A 19,769-nucleotide genomic window follows, 5' to 3' on the forward strand; every position below is an offset into this window, starting at 1 on the left:
CTCCTGAAAATTCTGTTTTAACGAATGACGATCTGGGCCAGAACCTGGCCGCTGTCCTGATCCGCCACCACATCCTTGAGGGTGTTGGCTGCAACCAGGCTGAAGCTTAAATGTTTGCCCCAATTGAAGTTGAGCCCGGCGCCGACGCTTTGCAGGTCGACATCGGCGGTGCCCAGTTCCATGGCGCGGCCGTAGTCAAAAAACACGAAAGGCTGCCAACGTTCGCTGAGGTTCCAGTAACTCTCCAGATTCAGCGTCATGCCTTGCGGCGATGCGATAACCCCTGGTTCGTAACCACGCACGCTGCTGATACCACCAAACTGGTATAGCAAAGTGGACGGCAGAGTCTCAGTATCACTGGCGTACTGCCAACCGAAGCGCCCCACTATCAGAAACTCCTTACCGACATTTCGGCTTACGTACGCGCTGCCATTCAACAATTGGTAGCTGCCGCTTTCGCCGGTGGTCTGGTTGTCGGTATTGGCCTGACGCAGACGCTGTTCGTAGCGCACATACCAAGGCGCGTCGCGGTATTCCACCTGGCCTTTGAGCAGCATTTCGTCGGCGCTGGTTTCGCTGAGGGTCAGGCTCTCGATGGTGGTTTCCGATTCCTGATGGTTGTAGCCCACGCCGCCGAGCCACTGCCAATGCTCGTTCACCCAGTACGGATGGTCGTAGCCCAAACCGTAGGTTTGCGATTCGCCTTCAATGTTCAGAGCGGCCAGCGGACCGGTCTGAATCTGCAACGTGTTGGCGCCCGCTTCCACGTACACCACGCCGTTGTAGCGGTTCACCGGACGGCTGTAGCGCAGGCTGCCGTATTCCGAGCCGTCGGTGGCCACCGCCACGGCGCTCAAGGCATCGGCCACGCCGGTTGGCGAAAACCAGTTCAGCGTGCCGCCATACTGTTCGCGCCCGGTACTTTCATTGCCGTAGTTGTTGACGAACAGCGACCACTGCAACGGGTCCGGCTCGAATGCCTGCATGTCGACCCGCGTGGTGCCGAAGCTCTGCCCCGGCGCCAGACTCGCGCTCACCTGCGGCCCAGGCGTGGTGGCGTTGAAGCGCTGAATTGAAGTCATCAGCGCAGTGCTATCCAGGGTTTCGCCTTTGCTGACGCTGAGGCGATTTTGATAAAACGCCTCGTCCACGGATTTCCGGTCCTGCCAGGTCACTTCATCGACCTTGGCTTCCACCAGCACCACTTTCAGCACGCCGTTTTCCAGGTTTTGCGGCGGGATGATGGCGCGCGCCGTGAGCTGGCCGCCCGCCTCATACAAGGCGTTGACCTCACGCAGCAGCGCATTCAAATCGGCAAAGCTCACCGGCCGCCCCACGTATTTCTGAGCGATGGTCTCGAGCGCTTCCTTGGACAAAAAGCCCGACGCGTTAAAGCTCACGCCGCTGAGCTGAAACTGCTCGCCCTGCTCCGGCAATACCTGGTCGGCCGGCATGTCGCCACGCAGCGCCGGCACCTGCGTGCGCTTGGCGCGTTCTTCGTCGATACGCTGCTGCTGAATACGCTCGATTTGCTGACGCTGCAGTGTCGGGTCGACCTGCCCCGGAATGCCCGCAGGCACCCCGCTGGGCAACGTCGCCGCCTGAACCGAACCCACCAGCCACCACGCCGTCAGCCCACCGATTACTACCCGCTTGATTACAGATCCCACTTGGTTGCTCCGTCCGTTGTTTCCTGGCCGGGCACGACGCTGTATTGCGGTTGCTGGCTGTCATTCATGTTCATGCGCGAATCCATCCGCATCTGGTTCCAGTTCGGCTGCCAGGTCTGTTCCGGTGCTTTGCCCGCTTTGAACGTATTCAAAATGGACGCCAGACGCTGTGCTGCCAGGCCCTGCGACATCTGCCCTTCGCTGAAACTGGCGGCCGTGGTGCGCTGAGTGGTCACGCCGGTTTCAGACGGCGTGGCCGCGTGGGTTTCGCTGAAGTTGGTCAGCAGCACCAGATGGGTGAATTTCCGGTGCAGCACATAGGCGTCGGTGGTGCTGGTGATGGTGTCCTGCTTGAGCTGGAAGGCTTTATCCAGTTCATACAACTGCACATCCGCCAGCGGCTGATACAGCGGCGTCAGGTTGTCCATCAGCACGGTGGCCGCGGCGGTGTAGAGCTTGAGGAAGTCGACGCCAGCGGCATCGCGCAGGTCGATTTTCTGGCCGGTGGTGGTGATGCTGCTGTTCACGGCGTGCAAGCGCGGCGAGACGATGTCGGCCGCATTCAGCTCGGTCACAAAGCGCGTGGCATCGGCCGCGCCGGTGCCTTCCACCCACAGGTTCAACTGACCGGCGCCGGTGTGGCGGCCGTACAGCTCAATGTCGGCGCCGTGCAACGCCACCGAGTTGCCGATGCGTGCATCCGCTACGCGCACCAGGTTGCCCGACCACAAGCTCAGGGTCGGCGCGGTGGCTTTGCTCAGCACGATGCTGGCGTTTGTCGCCACGCCATTGCGCCAGCCAGCGTTCACCCGGGCGCCTTGGTCGGCACTCAGCTCACGGCCGGTTGTGTCTGTCAGGCTGTCGAGCAGCACCTGCCCGCCCGCCACCAGACGGTCGAAGAAGATGCTGTCGTCAGTCGAGCGCCAGGTCTGGTTTTCGAGGCTGCTGCTGGTGCCTTTCACTTCGATCAGCCCGCGTGCGAGCAGGTCGATAAAGCGGCTGGAGGCGAGGTCGTTGACGCGCATTTCGTTGCCCGACACGGCGCTGATGTGACCTTTGGCAGCCGAGATCAACGGCGTGGTGATGTTGCCCGAGGCATTCAGAACGATATCCCCGGTCTGGCTGACGCCGTTGTAGGGCAGGCCAGTAGAAACGATGCCGCTGCCGACGGTGATATCCCCGTTGCCCGCCGTCAGCAAGATATTGCCGCCGGCCGTCACGCCTTGGCTGATGTTGATGTACTCACCCGACTGAATGCTGGCATTGCGGCCAGCTTTCACGGCCTGCAAATCGACGGCCTTGCCGATTACAAAGCTCAGGTCGCGGCCCGCTTCGGCGACGCCATTAAGGTTAAGGTTACCGCCTACGCCAACCGTCAGATCGCGGCCGGCCTTGAGCGAATAGGTGCCGCCGAATTTCACATCCGGCATCGACATATCGCCGTTGGCGATGATCGCCACGTCCCGGTCAGCCTCGACTTTCAAACCGATGATATTGCCGTGGCTTTTGCTCGGATCCACATCCGGGGTTCCGGTGGCTTGCAGAAACACATCTTCATCCAGGCTCTGCACACGCCCGAAATAAAGATTGCGGCCTACCAGCTTCACCAGCTTGTTAGCCTCGGCGTTGCCACCGACTACGTCGCCATCGGTAACCACCAGAATGTTTGCATCCGACTTCAGGTGCGCCAAATCCAGCACACCGTTCTTGGAGGCATCGGCTTTCTCGCCGAAGCTGATGGTGCCCAGCGAGCCGGCGGTGGTGGTCAAGGTCAGATCACCAACACTGCGCCCAGTGGAGATCGTCAGGTTGCCATTGGTATTGGCGGTTAACGTGGTCCCCGCATTTACTGCGCCAAGCACAGCCGAACCCGCTTCCAGGTCTACCGACTGCGTTTTGCTGTCCAACGCATCCGCCGCAAACAACCCGCCCGCTTTCAGCGACAGCTTGCCGGTGTTGCTCACCACGCTGGCGAGGTCCGCCGAGCCGACGTCGTAAGTAGCATCGCCGCCGACGAGTGCGTTGCCGCCTTTCCAGTCGCCGAGGCCATTTACATTCAACGTGGTGCCAACGCTCAGGTCGCCATAGGTCAGCTGGGTCGCAGGTGTCAGCGCCGGGCCGGTGTGGCGCAGGGCCATGGAGCCGGTGGTGGTCGCGGTGGTCAGCTTCAGCACGCCTGCGGTTTGCAGATCCAGGTTGCCGGTAACGTACAGATCGCCGATCGCCGAGCCACTGCCCATGTTCAGGTCGGCATTCCCACCGCTGGTCAGCGACTTCAGTTTCAGATCGCCAGCGATGGTCAGACCGGACGTGCCGGTAACGGTGGCCGTGCCGATATCCGCGTTGGCGCTGGTCAGGGTCCACACGCCGCCGGTTTTCAACGTGGTCGCAATCAGGTTGCCGCTGAGGTCCATCAGCAAATTGCCGGTAGTCGCCTCGGCGCTGCCCAGGGTCAGGCTGGCGCCTTGCAGGTCGAGGTTGCTGTTGGCTTTCAGGCTGCCGATGTTGACCAGGCCGGTGCCGCGCAATTGCACGCTGGCGTTGTTGCTGGTCACGCTCGTAAGGCTCAGGTCGCCGAGGCTGTTGAGGTATTGGCTGCCAGCGCTGAGCAAGCTGCCGCTGCTGATGCCCGAGGCCAGGTTGGCGTAGATCGCGCCGGTGGTGGCGGTGACGTCCAGCGCTTTGCCGGCCAGGGTCACGTAGCGGCTGCTGGCGCCGATGTCGCCGCCGTAGGCGTTCAGGCGCAGCAGGTTCTGGGTTTTCCACAGGCTGTTGGCGTCGCTGGCGGCGAAGCTGTAGGCGCTGATGTCCAGGTCGGCGGCGTTGCCGGTGGTGGTCAGGTCGCCCAAAGTCGCGGTGCCGGTCACATCAGCAAACAGCCCGTTGCTGGCGGTTACCGAGGCGCCGGAGGCCATGTTCCACTGGCCGCCGAGCGTCAGGTACAGGCCGCCCAGGCTGAAGTCGCCGCTTTGCAGCAGGTCGCGGGTTTGGCCGATGTCGAGCAGACCACCCACGTTCACATCACCCATGCGCAGCACGCCGGCCTGGCTGGCGGTGCCTTGCAGGCCGCCGATGTAGGCGTTGCCGCCGACGTCCAGTTTGATGCGATCGTTAACGCCGCCGGTGCCGATCTGAATGCGATCGGCGAGCGTGCCGACGTCACCGCTGACGTTCAGGTTCACCGCGCCGCCCAACAGGTTTTCACCCAGTTGGCTGGCCGACTTCAGGTTGCCGATCACTTTCAGGGTCAGCGAGTCGACGCCGGTGAGGCGCTGCACCGACAGGTCGCCGTGGTTGATCAGGTTGATCAGGTTGGCGCGGGCGGTGAGGTTGCCGTCGATTTGCGTGTTCAAGCCGCCATTGCCACCGATGGCGCCGTTGCCGGCTTCCAGCACCACGTCATGGCCGGTAACGACCACGTTGCTGCCGTTGGCGCTTTCGATGTTGCCGTCGGTTTTGATGCGGACGGTCTGGCCTTTGACGTTGTAGATGTTGAAGTCTTGCTGGCCGCCCAGGTAGACGTCGCCGTTGGCCGTGGCAGTGATGGTGCCGGTGGCCGTGACGTTGACGTCGTCGCGCTGCACCACGCTGAATTTCAGCGGGTTGGTGTCATCGAAGTAGATGTCGTCCTGCTCGGCGCCGGCCAGGGCCGCACGTTGTGCGGTGCTCAGGTTGGCGCCGCCGCCATTGCTGAGGTCGAACTGCACGTCGGCGTCCAGCGCCTTGCCGATGCGGTTGGCCTGCAGGGTGACGTTCTTGCCGGAAATGTTCATCGCTTCGTTGGTGGCCGATGAGCTGCTGCCACGGTTAAGCAAGCTGGCGGCAATGGAGAATTGCAGCTGGTCGGTGGTCCAGGCGGCGGTGCTGTTCATTTGCGTCAGCTGCGCGTCGCTCAGGGCGTACTGGTAATTCTCGTTGTAGCTCTGGCCGCCGAACTCGGCGTTCATGGCGGTGTAATCGGCCACGCGACGGGCTTGTTCGCTGGTCACTTGCGCATCGGTCCAGCCCAGGCCCTTGAGTTGGGTGATCTGGGTGGCGCTGAGCAAGGCCTGATTGGCGTCGAAGGCCTTGGCTGACCACACGCCGGTGTTGCTGTCGAGGCTCAGGCCACGCTTGGCCCAGTACTGCGAATAACGCTGGTTGCCAGCTTCGAGCAGCGCTGTTTTTTGTGCGGTGAGTGCGTCGGCAGCCTGCGTGCCGGTGAGGCCCATGCTGTTCCACAACGCCTGCATTTCGCTGAGCTTGCGCTCGTCGTAGCTGACCGTGGTGTTGCCATCGAGCAGGTCGCCGTTGCGCACTTTGATGCCGATGTTGCCGCCCGCCAGCACCTGGTCGAGCCACAAGTCGCCGCTGGTTTCTTCTACATAAATATCGCCACCGGCCACGGCCTTGAGCATCGCCGAGCCACTGAGGCTGCCGGTGTCGAGGTTGAGCACGGTGTTGGCGCCGCCGATGTTGCCGGCCGCCTGCAAGCTGATGCCCTGCCCCTTGACCACCACGCCGCTGTTCGCGGTGAGGTCGCCCTGGGTGCTGACGTTGACGTTGCCGCCGGCTTGCAGAGCGCTGAGGTTCAGACCCGCCGAACCGGTGGCCTTGATGCCTTGCAGGTAAATGTTGTTGCTGGCCACCGCCGACAGGTTGTTGCTCACCTGCACACGCAGCGCTTGCGCCGCATCGCCCAGGGCACCGGCCGACAGGTTCAGGTCCTTGGCGGAAATCAGCACCGCGTTCGAGCCTTGGCTCAGTGCCTTGCCGCCGTTGAGGGTGATGCTGGTAGTGCCGCTTTCGTTGAACAGCGAGCCGAGCAGGCTGACGTTGCCGTACGAGGTCACGTCCAGTTTGCCGGCGTCGTAGCCGATGAAGCTGACGGCGATGTCGGAGTCGGCGCGCACGGTGTAGCGGTCAATTTCCTTGAAGCCCTGCTGGGTCACGGTGGTGCGCGTGGTGCGGTACACCTGGCACCAGATGAAGTGCTTCTTGCAGTAGCCGCCCATGTCTTTGCGGATCACTTCGGCACCGGTGGTGGCGTAGCGTTCGTCCGCCTGGGTTTTCACCGCGCCGGTGGCCAAACCGCCCGGCACGTTGCTGGCGTCGCCCATGTACTCGGCGCCTTCAATCGGCGTGCTGGCGCCTTTCACCGTGTTGAGGCTCAGGGTAGAGCCGTCGCCTGAGGGCACGAAGCCCCAGAACTCGTCCCAGTACTCGACCTTGGTGGTGGTGTCGCTGGTGTCGCGACCTTGCAGCCACACGTAGGAACGGTTGTCGGTGGTGTTGTAGCTGGTGTCGCGGCCATTAGTGGTTTTCACCAGGTACTGCGACGTGGCTTTCACCGCGTTGCTCCAGCCTTCGTATTGCTGCACGGCATTGCCGGCGTGGGTGTAAATGGTCGACCAGACGTCGTTCGGGTTGGCCGCCACTCGGCCCACGTCGTTGATGCGCAGGGTGCCTTCCACGCCTGAGCCGAGGTCGATGCCGGTGATGTTCAGTTGGCGCGTGGTGTTGTTCACCACCTTCACCTGGCTGTAGCCGTCGAGCACTTTCAGCGCGCCGTTGCCGGTGCTCATGATGTGCCCGGAAAGCTCCATGTAGCCGCCCGCCACTTCCACTTTGTCGAGCACGATGCTCTCGGTGAGGAAGTTGTAGCTGTAGCCGATGGCGCCGCTGCGGGCGTCGGTGGTTGCCAGTTGCACGATGGCCGCGCCGCCGCGTTTCCACGCTGCACGCAGGCCATCGAGCGCGGCGAAGTTGGCGTCGTTGAGGGTCACGCTCCAATCCTGCACACCGCTCTGCACCAGGCCGTTGATGTTCAGGTACAGGGCGTTGATCACCACGTTGTTGCCGGCGACCACGCCGCTGCCAGCGGCCGGACCTTTGAGCACGCCGTTGGCGTTGTTGCTCGCCGGGTCGCCACCGATGTGGGTGAAGGCGTCGAGGTTGTTGAGCACGAAATCCTGGCCGGCGGTGAGCTTGAGGCTCTGGCCACGGATGTCGGCGTTGGCGTAGATGCTGCCGTAGCTGGCGGTGATATCGATCAGGCCACGCTTGTTGTTGATGGTGCCCTGCACATAGATATCCGGCGCCGGCATTTTCAAGCCCGAGCTGTCGATAATGCCGTTGGCCGGGTTGAAGGTGTTCTTCACCGTAATCACCGGCGCCGCCGAGTTTTCGGCCACTTCGATGACGTTGAAGTTGGCCGCCGCGTTGCCTCGGTTGGCCGAGGTGATGCCGGCCTTGTTGAGCATCTTGGTGTCGTTGAACAACAGCTGACCGCCCTCGCGGTTTGGAATTTCCAGGCCCGCCAGGCTGAGGAACGCCGCGCTGTCGTTGATGATTTCAATTTTGGCGTCGCCCGGTGCATGCAGCGCGCCGCTGCCCACCAGTTGATCGCCCTTGACGAAGATATTGCCCGGACGCGCCAGGATCGGATCGACGTTCAGAATCAGCACGTTGAGCTGGCCTGGCAGCGTGCCGTCGGCTGCGGTGCCGCCCATTTGCACGTAGAGCTTGTGCAGGGTCTGGTTGAGCAGGTTGAGCTCGGCCTGGAACGCGGCTTTCTCCAACGGCGAGAGGCCGTAGTTGCCGAGCTGCGTTTGCAGCTGCGCCACACGGGCAGTCAGCAGTTGCGAGTAATCGCCACTGGTCATGTTCCAGGTGATGCCGTCGCTGATCTGGCTGAACTCCGGCAGCACGGTCAGGGTGCCGGTGGTACTGGCGGTGACGTTTTTCGGGTCCACCACCACGCCATCGACCAGGTACTTGAGGCCGGTGATGTGCAAAATTTGCTGGCTGTAGACGCCGGTTTCCATCGTGCCGTTAACGGTCACTTTGGCCAGGCCGGCGTTGAGCACGGTTTTGCCGCCGGTGATGTCCAGCGACACGCTGCCGCCCAGCGCCTTGATCAACGCGGCGGCCGCTTCGCGGTACAGGTCTTTGCCGATGCCCTCGCCCGTCAGCACGCCGTAGCCGGTGCCGGCGTAGGCGTAAATGTCACCGACGCTGCGCAAGCTGCTGCCGGCGTTGACGGTGACATTGCTGTTGCGCTGGTAGTTGGCTTCGGCTTCAGGGTCGTTCACCACCGGGAAGGCGGTGTTGTTCCAGAGGTCGGTGCGCGCGGTCAGGGTGGCTTTGTTCATCGCCCCGCTGATGTCGAAACCGCTGTAGAGCTTGGTGTCGCCATAGCTGAAGAGCTTGGCGTTACTGTCCACCAGCACGGTGTAGTTGGCGCTGACCTTGGCCAGGCTGTTGCCCATCGCGGCGCCGGCCAGGCCGTAGGTTTTGGCGTTGGCACGGGCGTCGATGTCGTACAGGCCGCTGGACGACAACACCACATCGCCGACGCTCCAGATGTCGGCGTTTTTGCCCACCGACACGCTGGCGTTGGACTGCTTCACTTCAATAGTCGAATCGGCCTTGGCGATGGAGATTGCGCCGCCGCTGTCGAGCTTCACTTTGTCGCGGCCATACACGTAGTTGTAGGCCTGCACTTTCATGTGATTCGGGTTGCGCCAGTCGCCCGCCAGGGTCAGACGCACGCCGTCGCCGAGGCTGCTTTGCGTGGTCAGGTTGATGGCGCTGGTGCTCAGTGCAGCGGCCGCATCGACCACGCCGCCAGAGCCGGACACCACATTGAAATCGGCGCTATCGGGTTTCACCACATCGCTGCGGGCGCTTTGCTCGTATGCCTTGGTGGTGACGTAAGAGCCGCCGACCAGTTCGCTGGTAGTGGTCAGGTTCACGCTGTTGATGGCATGCGCACCGCTGGCGCCGAGCAAGGCGGCGTTGGTGCTGTTGACGAAGCTGTTGAAGGTCGACAGGTGATACGACGCCAGATTCACCGCACTGAATGCAGCGGCCGTGCCGCTGCCACCCACGGCATACAGCGCCGCTTTGGTGGTGCTGTTGTCCCAGGTTTTCGCGATAGCGGCCGCCCCGCTGACCAGGCCGCCTTGGCCCGATACCGAGCTGGCCAGGTTATCGACGCTGGAATTGGCCGACACATTGAGCGCGCCCATGCTGCCGCTGAACACGCCGTTGACCAGCGCTTGCGTGCTGGTGTCGGCGGTGGCTTGCGCCACGGTGGCGCCCACGGCCAGCAAACCGCCGGCATAACCTTCGGTGGAGGCGCGCTGAACCACGTCGGTACCGACTGCGAACGTCCAGTTGCCGCCGCCCACGCCGACGAAGCGGGTGCTGTTCTGGCTTTGCAACAGGCTGGTGCTTTCGTTGTGGGCGTTGGCGACCACGGCATTGGCCGACACGCCAACGCCGCCGCTGACGCCGAAGCCGTGCACGTTAACGGTGTCGTTGTTGCCGTTCTGAGTGATCAGGCTGTTGAACGTCGCGCTTTTGCCTTGCAGCAGCGCGCCGCTGCCAAAGGTCACGCTTGTGCTGGCCTTGGCCAGCGCATCAATCACCGACGCACCCGCCGACACCAAACCACCCAGTGCCACGCTGAGGCTTTCGGCCTTGAGTTGCGGGCTGGCTTCGGCCTTCACCGTCAGCGCGTTGCTGGCCGTGACGCTGGCGTTATTGCCCACCGATACGGTGGCGCTGCTGAGGTCTTTGGCGGTGATCACCGCCGCGTTCACACCCACCAGCAAACCACCGGCAGCACCTTGCGCCTTGAGGGTCACTGGCGCTTGCGAGCTGGCCGAGAGCGACACATCGGTGCCGCTGACGGTGGCGTTGGCCGCCACGTTGGTGGTGACGGTGCTGTTATGCGCCGCCACACCCAGCACCAGCCCGGCGCCGCCGAGGCCGCCGGCCGTTACGCCGAGGGCTTGTACGTCGAGCGCCTGTTTGTCGCTGGCCGAGGCGGTCAACGCGCCGCTGCTGGAGACAGTGCCGCCGAGGTTGGCGTTGACCAGGTTGTTCAGCGTCGCCACGCCAATGGCCGCGCCCAGGCCAATGCCCAGACCGCCGGTGCCGGTGATGGCTTTCACCGTGACCGCCGGCGAGGTGTTGAGGTTTTGCGCCACGGCGTTGAGTGTCAGGCCGTTGGTGGTCAGGCTGCCGCCCAGCACTTCGGCGATTACCCGAGCGTTGGACAAGGTGTAGGCGATGCCCGCGCCAAACGCGGCGCCGCCAACCACGGCGCTGCCCGCCAGGTTGCTGGAATAGAGCTTGTCGCTGGCCGTGACGCTGCTGGCGCCGTTGACCTTGACCGTGCTGGCGCTGACGCGGGCAACGGTTTCCTGCTTGTAATTGGTGTTCTGCAGGCGCGACTTCACCGCCACGTTGCTGGTGGCCGTGTTCAGGCGCGTTGTGTCGCTGCTGTTGCTGGTGGTGGTCAGCGTGGCGCGGTCGCCGTTGGCCGGCTGATTGACCGTTTGGTAATCGAGGTTGGCGTTGCTGTGCGAGCCGAGTTTGTCGCTCAGGCTCAGGGTGCCGTTGCCGCCGTTGTCGAGTTCGTCCAGCGGGTTGCTGCCTTCCTGCGTCAGCACGCCGGAACCGAGCAGCAACAGGCCGATGCTGCCGCCCAACGCCGAGTTGCCCGAGAGGCTGGCGGTCACGGTTTTCAGCGTGGCATCCACTTCGCGTTGGGCGTCGACGTTCAACTGGTTTTTCAGGTACGCGGTGCTGTTGAGCAGTTGCGCGCGGGTGGCGCTGTTGGCCACCAATACGCTGGCCGCTGCGCCGACTGAAGCGCCGGCGCCGGCCGCCACCGAGCCGCCCACCAACAGCGCATCGAGACGGTCTTTGGCGGTAATGCTCAGGCCACCGGCATAGGTAGAGCTGGTGCCGATATCGGCGTAACCGACGCCGGCTTCGGTGGTGTTTTCCAACATCACCACGGCGGTGGAACCGGCCATGGCCGCGCCGCCGCCCGAAGCGCTGGTAGCGGTGGCGAGAATGCCGGTGTTGGTGCTGGCGTCCACATCGACCTGGCCGCTGCTAGCCACGCTGGTGCGTGCGCCGCCGCTGGCCTGTTCGCCGATCCAGGCGCGAACCAGGCTCTGGTTGCTGGCATAACCGACGCTGGCGCCAGCGCCGACCGCGCCGCCGGACAAGGTGGCGACGTTAGGTGCAAGACGGTTCAGCGATACCGCGTTGAGCTTCAGCGAACCGACGTCGAGTTTGCTGCCAGTGTTCACCAGCGCCTGCGTGCTGCCTTTAAGAATCAGCACACCGCCGCTGCCGGCGACGCCAACAATGCCCCCGCCCAGGGTGGTGACGATGTCGCTTGCCGCTTGCGTCGAGTTGGCGCGAACCAGGGTTTGGCCCCGGCTGTTGAGCGTCACGTTGCTCAGGCGCGCGGTGGTGGCGCGGTCCATGATCACCGTGTCGATGGCGGCCGCCACGGCCGCAGCACCTAGCGACACCGCGCCGCTGAACACACCGCCAAAGGTGAAGCTGTGGCTGGACGCCGCCACGCTGACTTGCTGCCCGGTGATGGCGGCGCTGGCGGTGCCGGCGTCCTGGTTGATCTTGGCGTCGTCGATATACGCCGTGGTTTTACCGCTGACCAGGCTGGTGTTGCTCAGGCCGGAGACGGCGGCGCTGGCAATCGGCACCAGCGACACCGCCGTGCTCAGGCTCAACTGGCCGAGCTGCTGCAGGGAACCGGCGCGAACGGCGATGCCGTGCACGGTTTCCAGGCCGGTTTTCAGGTCCAGCACCGGGTTGAACTGTTCGGCATCGGCCCAGGCGTTAACGTCGGGTGCGTTGCTGAGAATGCCGTTGTCCACCGACAAGCCGTTGGTGCCGCCGCCCAAGGCGTCGACCCGCGTGGCAGCGCCAGCAATGCCGGCCTCGGTGGTGCTTTCCAGTTGGTTGACCGACACCAGGCCGGCCACGGCGGCGGTGCCGCTGCCGGCAACCACCATGGCGCCGGAGCGGATCACGTCGCGGTTGTTGGCGAGCACGCCGACGTCTTCGCTGGCCTTGACCAGCGCGCCGCCATTAATCAGCGCCTTGGCGGCGGTTTGAATCAGGTTGGTGGCGATACCCGCCGACACCGCGACGGTGCCGGAGAAGCCGGCCGAGATCGACGCCGAGTTGATCACGGCGTCGGAACCGGCCGTTACCAGCAATTGCTTGACGGTCCAGGTGCTGAGGTCTTTGTTGCCCGACAGGCGCGCTTCAATCTGGTTGGTGATGCGGTTGACCGCGGCGGCCACACCGACCGCCACGCTGCCAGCGCCCACGGCGCCGCCGGCCAGCGAGTTGATGGTGGAGGCGTCTTTGGCGGTAATCGCTACGTTATCGGCGCTGCCTTTGCTGGTGTCGATGGCCGCCGTGGTGACGGCGCCAATCAGGTTGGTGGTGTTGGAGAACACCGCCGCGCCCGTACCGGCACCGGCGCCACTGAGGGCCAGGGTGTCGATTTGCGCGGTGGTCAACGCCGACACCGTGAGCTTGGTGAAATTGGCGTTGGGGTCCAGGGTCAGGCTGCTGTTTTCGATCAGCGCCCTGCGTTCCTGGGTGATCTGCGTGACCGCCACGGCACCAGCGCCCGCACCGTTGCCGGCGCCTTGCACGTTACCGGCCAGGGTTTTCACCGTGGCAGTGCCGTCTTCGACCAGCACGTTGACGGTGTCGGCGCCGGTCAGGGTAACGCCGCTGAGCGTTGCCAGGTCCTTGCCTTCCAGCAGGTTCACGGCCACCGAAGCGCCGACGGCGGCATTGCTCGAACCGCCCGCGCCAACGGCGGCAGAACGCACGGTCATGGCGCCGCGTGCTTGCACGTCGAGCTGCTCGGCGATGGTCAGGGTGCTGCCGGAAATGCGCGCGTCGCGGGTCAGGGTGATCAGGCTGTTGGCGTCTGCCGCGCCCACCGACAACCCACCGCTGCCGGTGATGGTGGCGGCCAGGGCGTTGATGGTGCGGTTGCCTTCTACGCGCACATCCAGCGAGTTGGCGCTGAGGCTGCCGCCGATCACCGAAGCCGTTTCGGTGCCTTTCAGCACGCTGGTGGTGACTGCGCCGTTGACGGCGATATTGCCGCCGCCGCCCGCTGTCACGGCGATGGTATTGATTTCCTGATTGGCGCCGGTGCGCACCACGGCGTCGTCGAAGCCGGTCACGGTGGAACCGCTGATGGTGGCGGTTCGGTCGGCGTTGATGATGTTCACCGCCGAGGCGGCGCCGAACGAGCCGTTGCCGCCATAGGTCACGGCGCCGGCCAGCGAGCCGATGGTCAGGCCGTTGCCGCTGCTGGCTTTGACGCTGAGGTCGGCGCCGCCGGTTTGGGTCACGGTGCTGCCGGTGATGCCGGCATAGTCCTGGCCGAGAATGACGTTGTTGACCGACGAAATATTCACCGCACCGCTGCTGGCGCCGGCGCCGCCCACGGCGATGCCGTAGATTTCGCCGTCCAGGCCGCTGAGCACGGTGAGGTCGCCGCTGAGGTTGACCGTGCTGTTGCTCAACAACGCGCTGCGGGTGCCGCTCAACTGGTTGTAGGCGAAAGCGGCGCCAATGGCTGCGCCGCCGTCGGCCAGGGAAATATTGCCCGCCGCCGACCAGATGCTGTTACTCAAGCCCGGCTGGCTGGCGTACACGCTCAGGGCTTTGGCGGTAAGGGTGCTGTGATCGAGCAGCGCCTCGGTGGCGCCCGCGATGCGGTTGTAGCTCACCGAACCGGTGAGCGCAGTGCCGCCGGAACCGGCTGCGCCCGCCACGGCCACGCTGCCAATCTGGCTTTGTTGCGCGGCGACGATGGCGGCATTGCCGCTCAGGGTGGCGGTGACGTAAGCCAGCTGCGCCTGCACGGTTTGTTCGATGTCGGTCAGCGCCACGGCGCCGCCGATGGCGCCTTTGCCACCGAAAGAAATCGCACCGGCCAGCGAGTAATAACCGCCGGCTTTCTGTGCCGACAAATCAAGCGTGCCGGCCTGGATGCTCAGCGGTTGCGCGGCGCTGCCGAGAATTTGTGCTTTGACCGTGCCACGGTCGACCACGGCGGTGCCCGAGCCCAGCGAAGCTCCCTTGCCGGAACCGGCAAAGCCCACCGCGGCGGCCAACACCTCGGTGGCGTTGTAAGCGGCTACTTTCAGCGCGCCCGTGAGGTCGGTGCTGACGTTGGCCATGCTCGCCAGGTAGTCACTGCCGGCGTAGATCAAACCAAACGCCGCGCCGCCTGCACTCTTGCCGCCGATGGCCACGGAACCGGCGATACCCAGAATCGCCTCGCCCGACACCTTGCCGTCGAACAGCGAGTGGGTGGTGCCGTCGTACTTGCCGTCGTTATCGGTATCGCTGCCATCGGTGGTCGTGGCGTTGACGTCGATGCTCGACAGGCTGTCTTCGTAGCCGAGGTCGGCGCCCGCCAGGGTGCCGGCGGCATTGGTGTCGAATTTGCTGTCCAGGTCGGTAAGGCTGGAGACGCTGCGCGCCTGCACATTCACCGCACCGCCAGTGAGGCTGGAGGTTTTCAGACTACCGCCGCTTGGCGTGTAGCCATCGACGCGGGCAGTGACTTGGTTGTCGAGCACACCGGCGAAAATCGACGCGGCGCCGGATTCGCCCGAGGTCGCGGCTACGCCAAGGGCGGCGAGCAAGGTTTGCGTGGCGCTGTAGGCACCGACATCGAGGGTGGCGAACGTGCTCGCCGTGCTGCCCAGCCATTCGGCTTTGATGGCGTTGGCGATATACGCCAGCGTTACCGAAGCGCCGACGGCACTGCCGCTAGCGCCTTTGGCACCGGCAAACGCACCGCCACCAATCAGCGAGCGGGAACGGTCGTAGGCCAACACTTGAACCGTGCTTGGCGCACTGGCGCGACCGGAGATGGTGCTGTTCTGCACCCGTGCCACGGTGCTGTTGGTGAACTGCCCGTACGAGCCGGAAATGGCTTTCGCATCGTTGGAAACCGAACCCGCTGTCGCAGCGGCCAGGCCCAGGCCCATGGCGATAAGGTCGCCATCGGTGGCGGCGTACACCTTGAGCAGGTCGTTGTTATTCAGGGTGGCGTTTACCACTTCGGCAGTGGTGACGTTGGCCAGGGCGTTGGCGGCAATGGCGCCGGCCAATGCGGAACTGGTTTGTGACTGGTTGCCGTTTTTCGCCAGGGTAATGGCGCCTGCGCCTGAGCCGGCGAACTGGTGCGTCTGGTTCAGCGCCAGCACGTTGACCTTGCTGCCTTTAACGGCCGGGTCGCGTGGGTCGAGCACGATATCGCCGAGGCGCGCGCGGGTGGTTTGCCGCGACACGTTGATGCTCACCGAACCGGCCACGGCCAGCGACGACTGCGGCACCTCACCGGTGCGCGTCGGGTCGTCGTCGAGCATGTTTTTAACTTGGTTCCACTTGGCTTTGGCTTCGCTCAGCACATCGCCCAGGCCCTGAGTGATGGCGCCGAGCAAGGAGGTGGCCTTGCTGGCGGCGCCGCCCGAGGCGTCCTGATTCGCGGTGGCGGCGTCCTGCTTTTCCTTGTCTGTGCGCGCCACGGCGCCGGCCAGGGAAAACGCACCGCTCTGCCCGCTGGATACGGCTTGCATGTCGAGCTCATCGACATTCCAGGTCGATGACACGCCCAGCACGCCGGGGATGCTCAGGGCGCGCCATTGGCGGTTGTCGCCAATCAGCGCCTGCACGTCGGTCTTCACATAATTGACCGCAATGCCGGCACCGACGCCGGTGTCTTCGGAGAAGCCCAGCGCACCCGCCGCGCTCCACAGGCCAAGGATGTGCTTGGCATCCATGTCGACGCGATCAGCTTTGACCGTGGCGCCGTTGTTGATCGAGGCATTCACCGTGGTGTCGATCAGGGCCAGCACCAGCGAGCCATTGCCCGCCGCGCTCGGGCCTTTGCCGGCAGACGGACTGATGCCGATGAGCAGGTCTTTTTCCTTCGCCGCCACCGACACGCCTTTGCTGGTGACCTGCGTGCCGGCGCCAATACCGGCAACCGCCGAACTGTCGTGCAGCATGATGTTCAGGCCCGCGCCGACCGCGCTGCCTTTTTCGGATTTGGAGCCAAACAAGGCAATGCTGAAGTTGCCCGCCACGGCCAGACGCTCGACGCGGTTTTCGGCCAACAGGCTGACCGGAGCCGCCCAATTGTTGCTGCCGTTGGCGGGCGTGGTGTTGCTCCAGTTATCGGTTTGCAGCGTCCACAGTTTGAGCAGGTTGCCGTTGGTGTCGAGGTCGCGCCACAGCTCGCTGCTCCACGCACCGGTGCCGGTGGTGGTGAGGCTGCTGTTGTCGCCGACCCAGGCGGCAGCGTTGATGTCGTTCTTCATCACCGACACGGCGCCGGCCAGGCCGAGCTTGTCGGCATCGCCGGTGGCGTTGGCGTATTGGCTCGGCAAGTCGCCTGGGCTGCTCACGGCTTTGGCCATGTCTTTGAGGCCGTTGTACCAATCGCTCAGCGAACTCCACTCGTTCTGGCTACCAAACGAAACGGCCGCTTTGTCGTTGATCGGCACTTCGTTCTTGGCGCCCACGCCGATGTGGCTGGCTTTGACGGTGACGTTGTCGCCAATCAGCGCCTTGGTGTTTTGCTGCAACTGGCCGTAAACCATGGCCACGCTCATGGAACGCGCGGCGGTGTCTTTTTCTTTGACGTTGGAATTGATCGCGCTGGAGGCGGTGTTGCGCAGGCTGGCCTGGTATTGCAGCGCTTGCACGCTGACGTCGCCGCTGACATCCACGCTCAACGAGTTGCTGCTCGCCGCGCCCAACAGCGCTTGCGCGTTGTGCTCGGCCAGGGTGATCGCGACCGCCGAACCCACACGTAATTTGCTGCCATTGGTGGGCTGCGCTTCGTCGAGGGTAATGCCCAGCAGGCTGGTGATTTTCGGTGTGATAAAGCTGATCGAGGGGTTGGTCAGCTTGGAAACCAGGAAGTCGAACGAGCCCTTGCCCACCTTTACTTCGGCTTTGGTGGCTTGCTCGTAAATGATGTCGACGGCGCTGACGTTGAGGTTGCGGCCTTTGCTCAGGTCAGCATTGAACTGCGCCTGGGTGCTGCTCTCGAACATCGACAACGCCAACGCCGGGCCACCGCTGGCGCCCAGGCCAATGGCGTCGAACGACACGTTGTTTTTCAGGGTTTGCTCGGCTACCGCGCGAGCGGTGATGTCGCGGGTGACGTCAACTTGCGCGCCCTTGTTCACCGTTACATGGGTGTCCAGATCGGTCACGCCCATGCCAAAGGCAAAGCCCATGGTGGTCAGTGCATTGCCGGCAGCGTCGTGGCTGTTGACCGCCTTGGTGTCCAGGTCGAGCGTGTTGTCGCTGGTGGCTTCGAGCAGTAAATCATTGCCGGCGGTGAGCTTGGCGCCGCTGGCCACTTCCACCGAGGTCTCGCCTTTCAGGCTGCCGTAAGTTAACCCCAGACCAAACGGAATCAGGCTGTTCAGCCCTTCGACTTTGCCGTTGATATTGCTGTCGATCTGCCGGGTGCTTTCGGCGGTCACGCTGAGGTTATTGCCGGCTTTGAGATCGGCGGTGGCCGCGACCTTGACGGTGGCGTCGGAGCTGACAATTTGCAGGCCGATGAAATCTTGCAGCGCCAGCAGCTCGCTGAAGTTCGCCGGGTTGTCGGCCAGCATCGACTTGAAATCGTCGCGGTTGTAGGTATTCAGCGAGTCGTACAGCGTGCCGAACGCCGACACGTTGTCCAGGCTCAGCAGGCTGCTGGCCCACAGCGGTTTGATGATCGCTTTGCTGCGTGCGTCGATGACGATGTCGCGGCCACGGATCAAGCCGCCGACATTCACGCTCGCGGTGGCGGTGGTCCAGCCGGCCAACTGCTGGTCGGTGGCGAAGGCTTGCACGGTCACGTTGCCGGCCTTGCTGGCGTCGCTGCTGTGGCTGGCGTCGAGGGTGGAGCCGCTTTCCAGGGTGACGCTGGCAACGCCCAGGCCGCCGGCAAAAATGGCGCGCGGGGTGGATGGCAGCAAATTCAGGTTCGCGGCGGTGGTGTTGTCGTCACCGCAGAAGGTGCAGCTGATGTCGCTCAGCGCTTGCACGGTGATGTCGCCCGCCTTGCCGGCGCCACTGGCGGTGGTGCTGACTTTGGCGCCGCTGGCCACGGTAATGCTCGGCGCTTCGACGATCACGTCACCGGCATCTTTGCCGGCCGCGCCGCTGGTGTTGACCAGTGCGCCGTTCTTCAACTCGACCTTTTTCGAGCTGGCGATCTGCACGTTGCCGCCCGAGTTGTCGGCCATCAGCGCGGCCAGCTCACCGCTGACCTCCACGCCGTTTTCGCCGACGATCTTGATCGAGCCATTAGCTTGCGCCAGGCCCGTGCCGACGCTCACGCCTTGCAGGTTCACGGTGTTGACGAACACCGTTTCGGCCGCCGAGGTACCGGCTTGCAGCGAGGCGCCGGAGGCAACCACGGCTGAGGCGGCGAACAAATTGATCGAGCCGGAGGTGTTGACCGTGCCCTTGATTTCCACCGTGCCGCTGCCGCCATCGAACTGGCCCGTCGTCAGCGCCGTAACGGCCGCCGTGGCTTCGGCAGTGGTGCCGCCGTGGGCGATGGTGGCGAGGTTGCGCATGTCGGTGGCGGTCGGCGTGGTGACCACCAGACTGCCGACGTTAACCACACCGCTGGCCCCGACGACCAGACCGTTAGGGTCAGCAAAAATGATGTTGCCGCCAATCTTGCCGGCCGAGATGCCGTTCAGCGTGCCGTTGATTTCGGCCTTGGCGTTGTGCACCAGATTGACCAGATTCGCCGCGCCGGTAGGCACGTGCAAATTCACGGTATTGCCCTGGCCAACCACGAAGTTGCCGAAGGAGTTGAAACCGGTATTGCCATGCACCGTGGCGGTGGTGATGTCCGTTACCGTGGCGCTGGTGTTGGCGATGTTGGTTGCCGTGGTCATGCCCGACACCGAACCGATGCCGGCGCCGAAGTTACCGTCGTGCACGGTAATGTTGTTGCCAGCGGCGGTCGCCCACGCCGGTATCACGCCGAGGCTGGCAAGCAGCGCGGCGGTGATACGGTTGGGTTGGAAGCGCGGTCCCAAATTCGCGGCTACAGCCTGTGCTGCAGGGTGCTGGGGGGAATTACGCTTAACCATGACGACCTCGCTGTCGGGAACTTTCCACAACAGGCATTGTCGGTCGGGCGGTCAAACGTGAACTAGTCGTGGTCGTTCATGCTTGTGAACAACCGTTGACAGCCGTCAGCGGCCA

At 63.9% G+C, this 19,769-nt stretch carries 2 protein-coding genes; both read right to left on the minus strand.

Translation table 11 applies throughout. The annotated features are described in order from the left end of the window. Nucleotides 1–17: 17 nt before the first annotated feature. On the minus strand, nucleotides 18–1,670 hold the full coding sequence (locus tag ACZZZU_RS12705; RefSeq protein WP_463550784.1) for a ShlB/FhaC/HecB family hemolysin secretion/activation protein: 1,653 nt from the start codon (nucleotides 1,668–1,670) through the stop codon (nucleotides 18–20). Continuing rightward, nucleotides 1,658–19,654: a leukotoxin LktA family filamentous adhesin gene (locus tag ACZZZU_RS12710; RefSeq protein ID WP_463550785.1), complete on the minus strand. Its 17,997-nt coding sequence runs from the start codon at nucleotides 19,652–19,654 to the stop codon at nucleotides 1,658–1,660. Before ACZZZU_RS12710 ends, ACZZZU_RS12705 begins: the two co-directional genes overlap by 13 nt. Nucleotides 19,655–19,769: the final 115 nt, after the last annotated feature.

This window comes from Pseudomonas sp. AC136 (assembly GCF_979258585.1).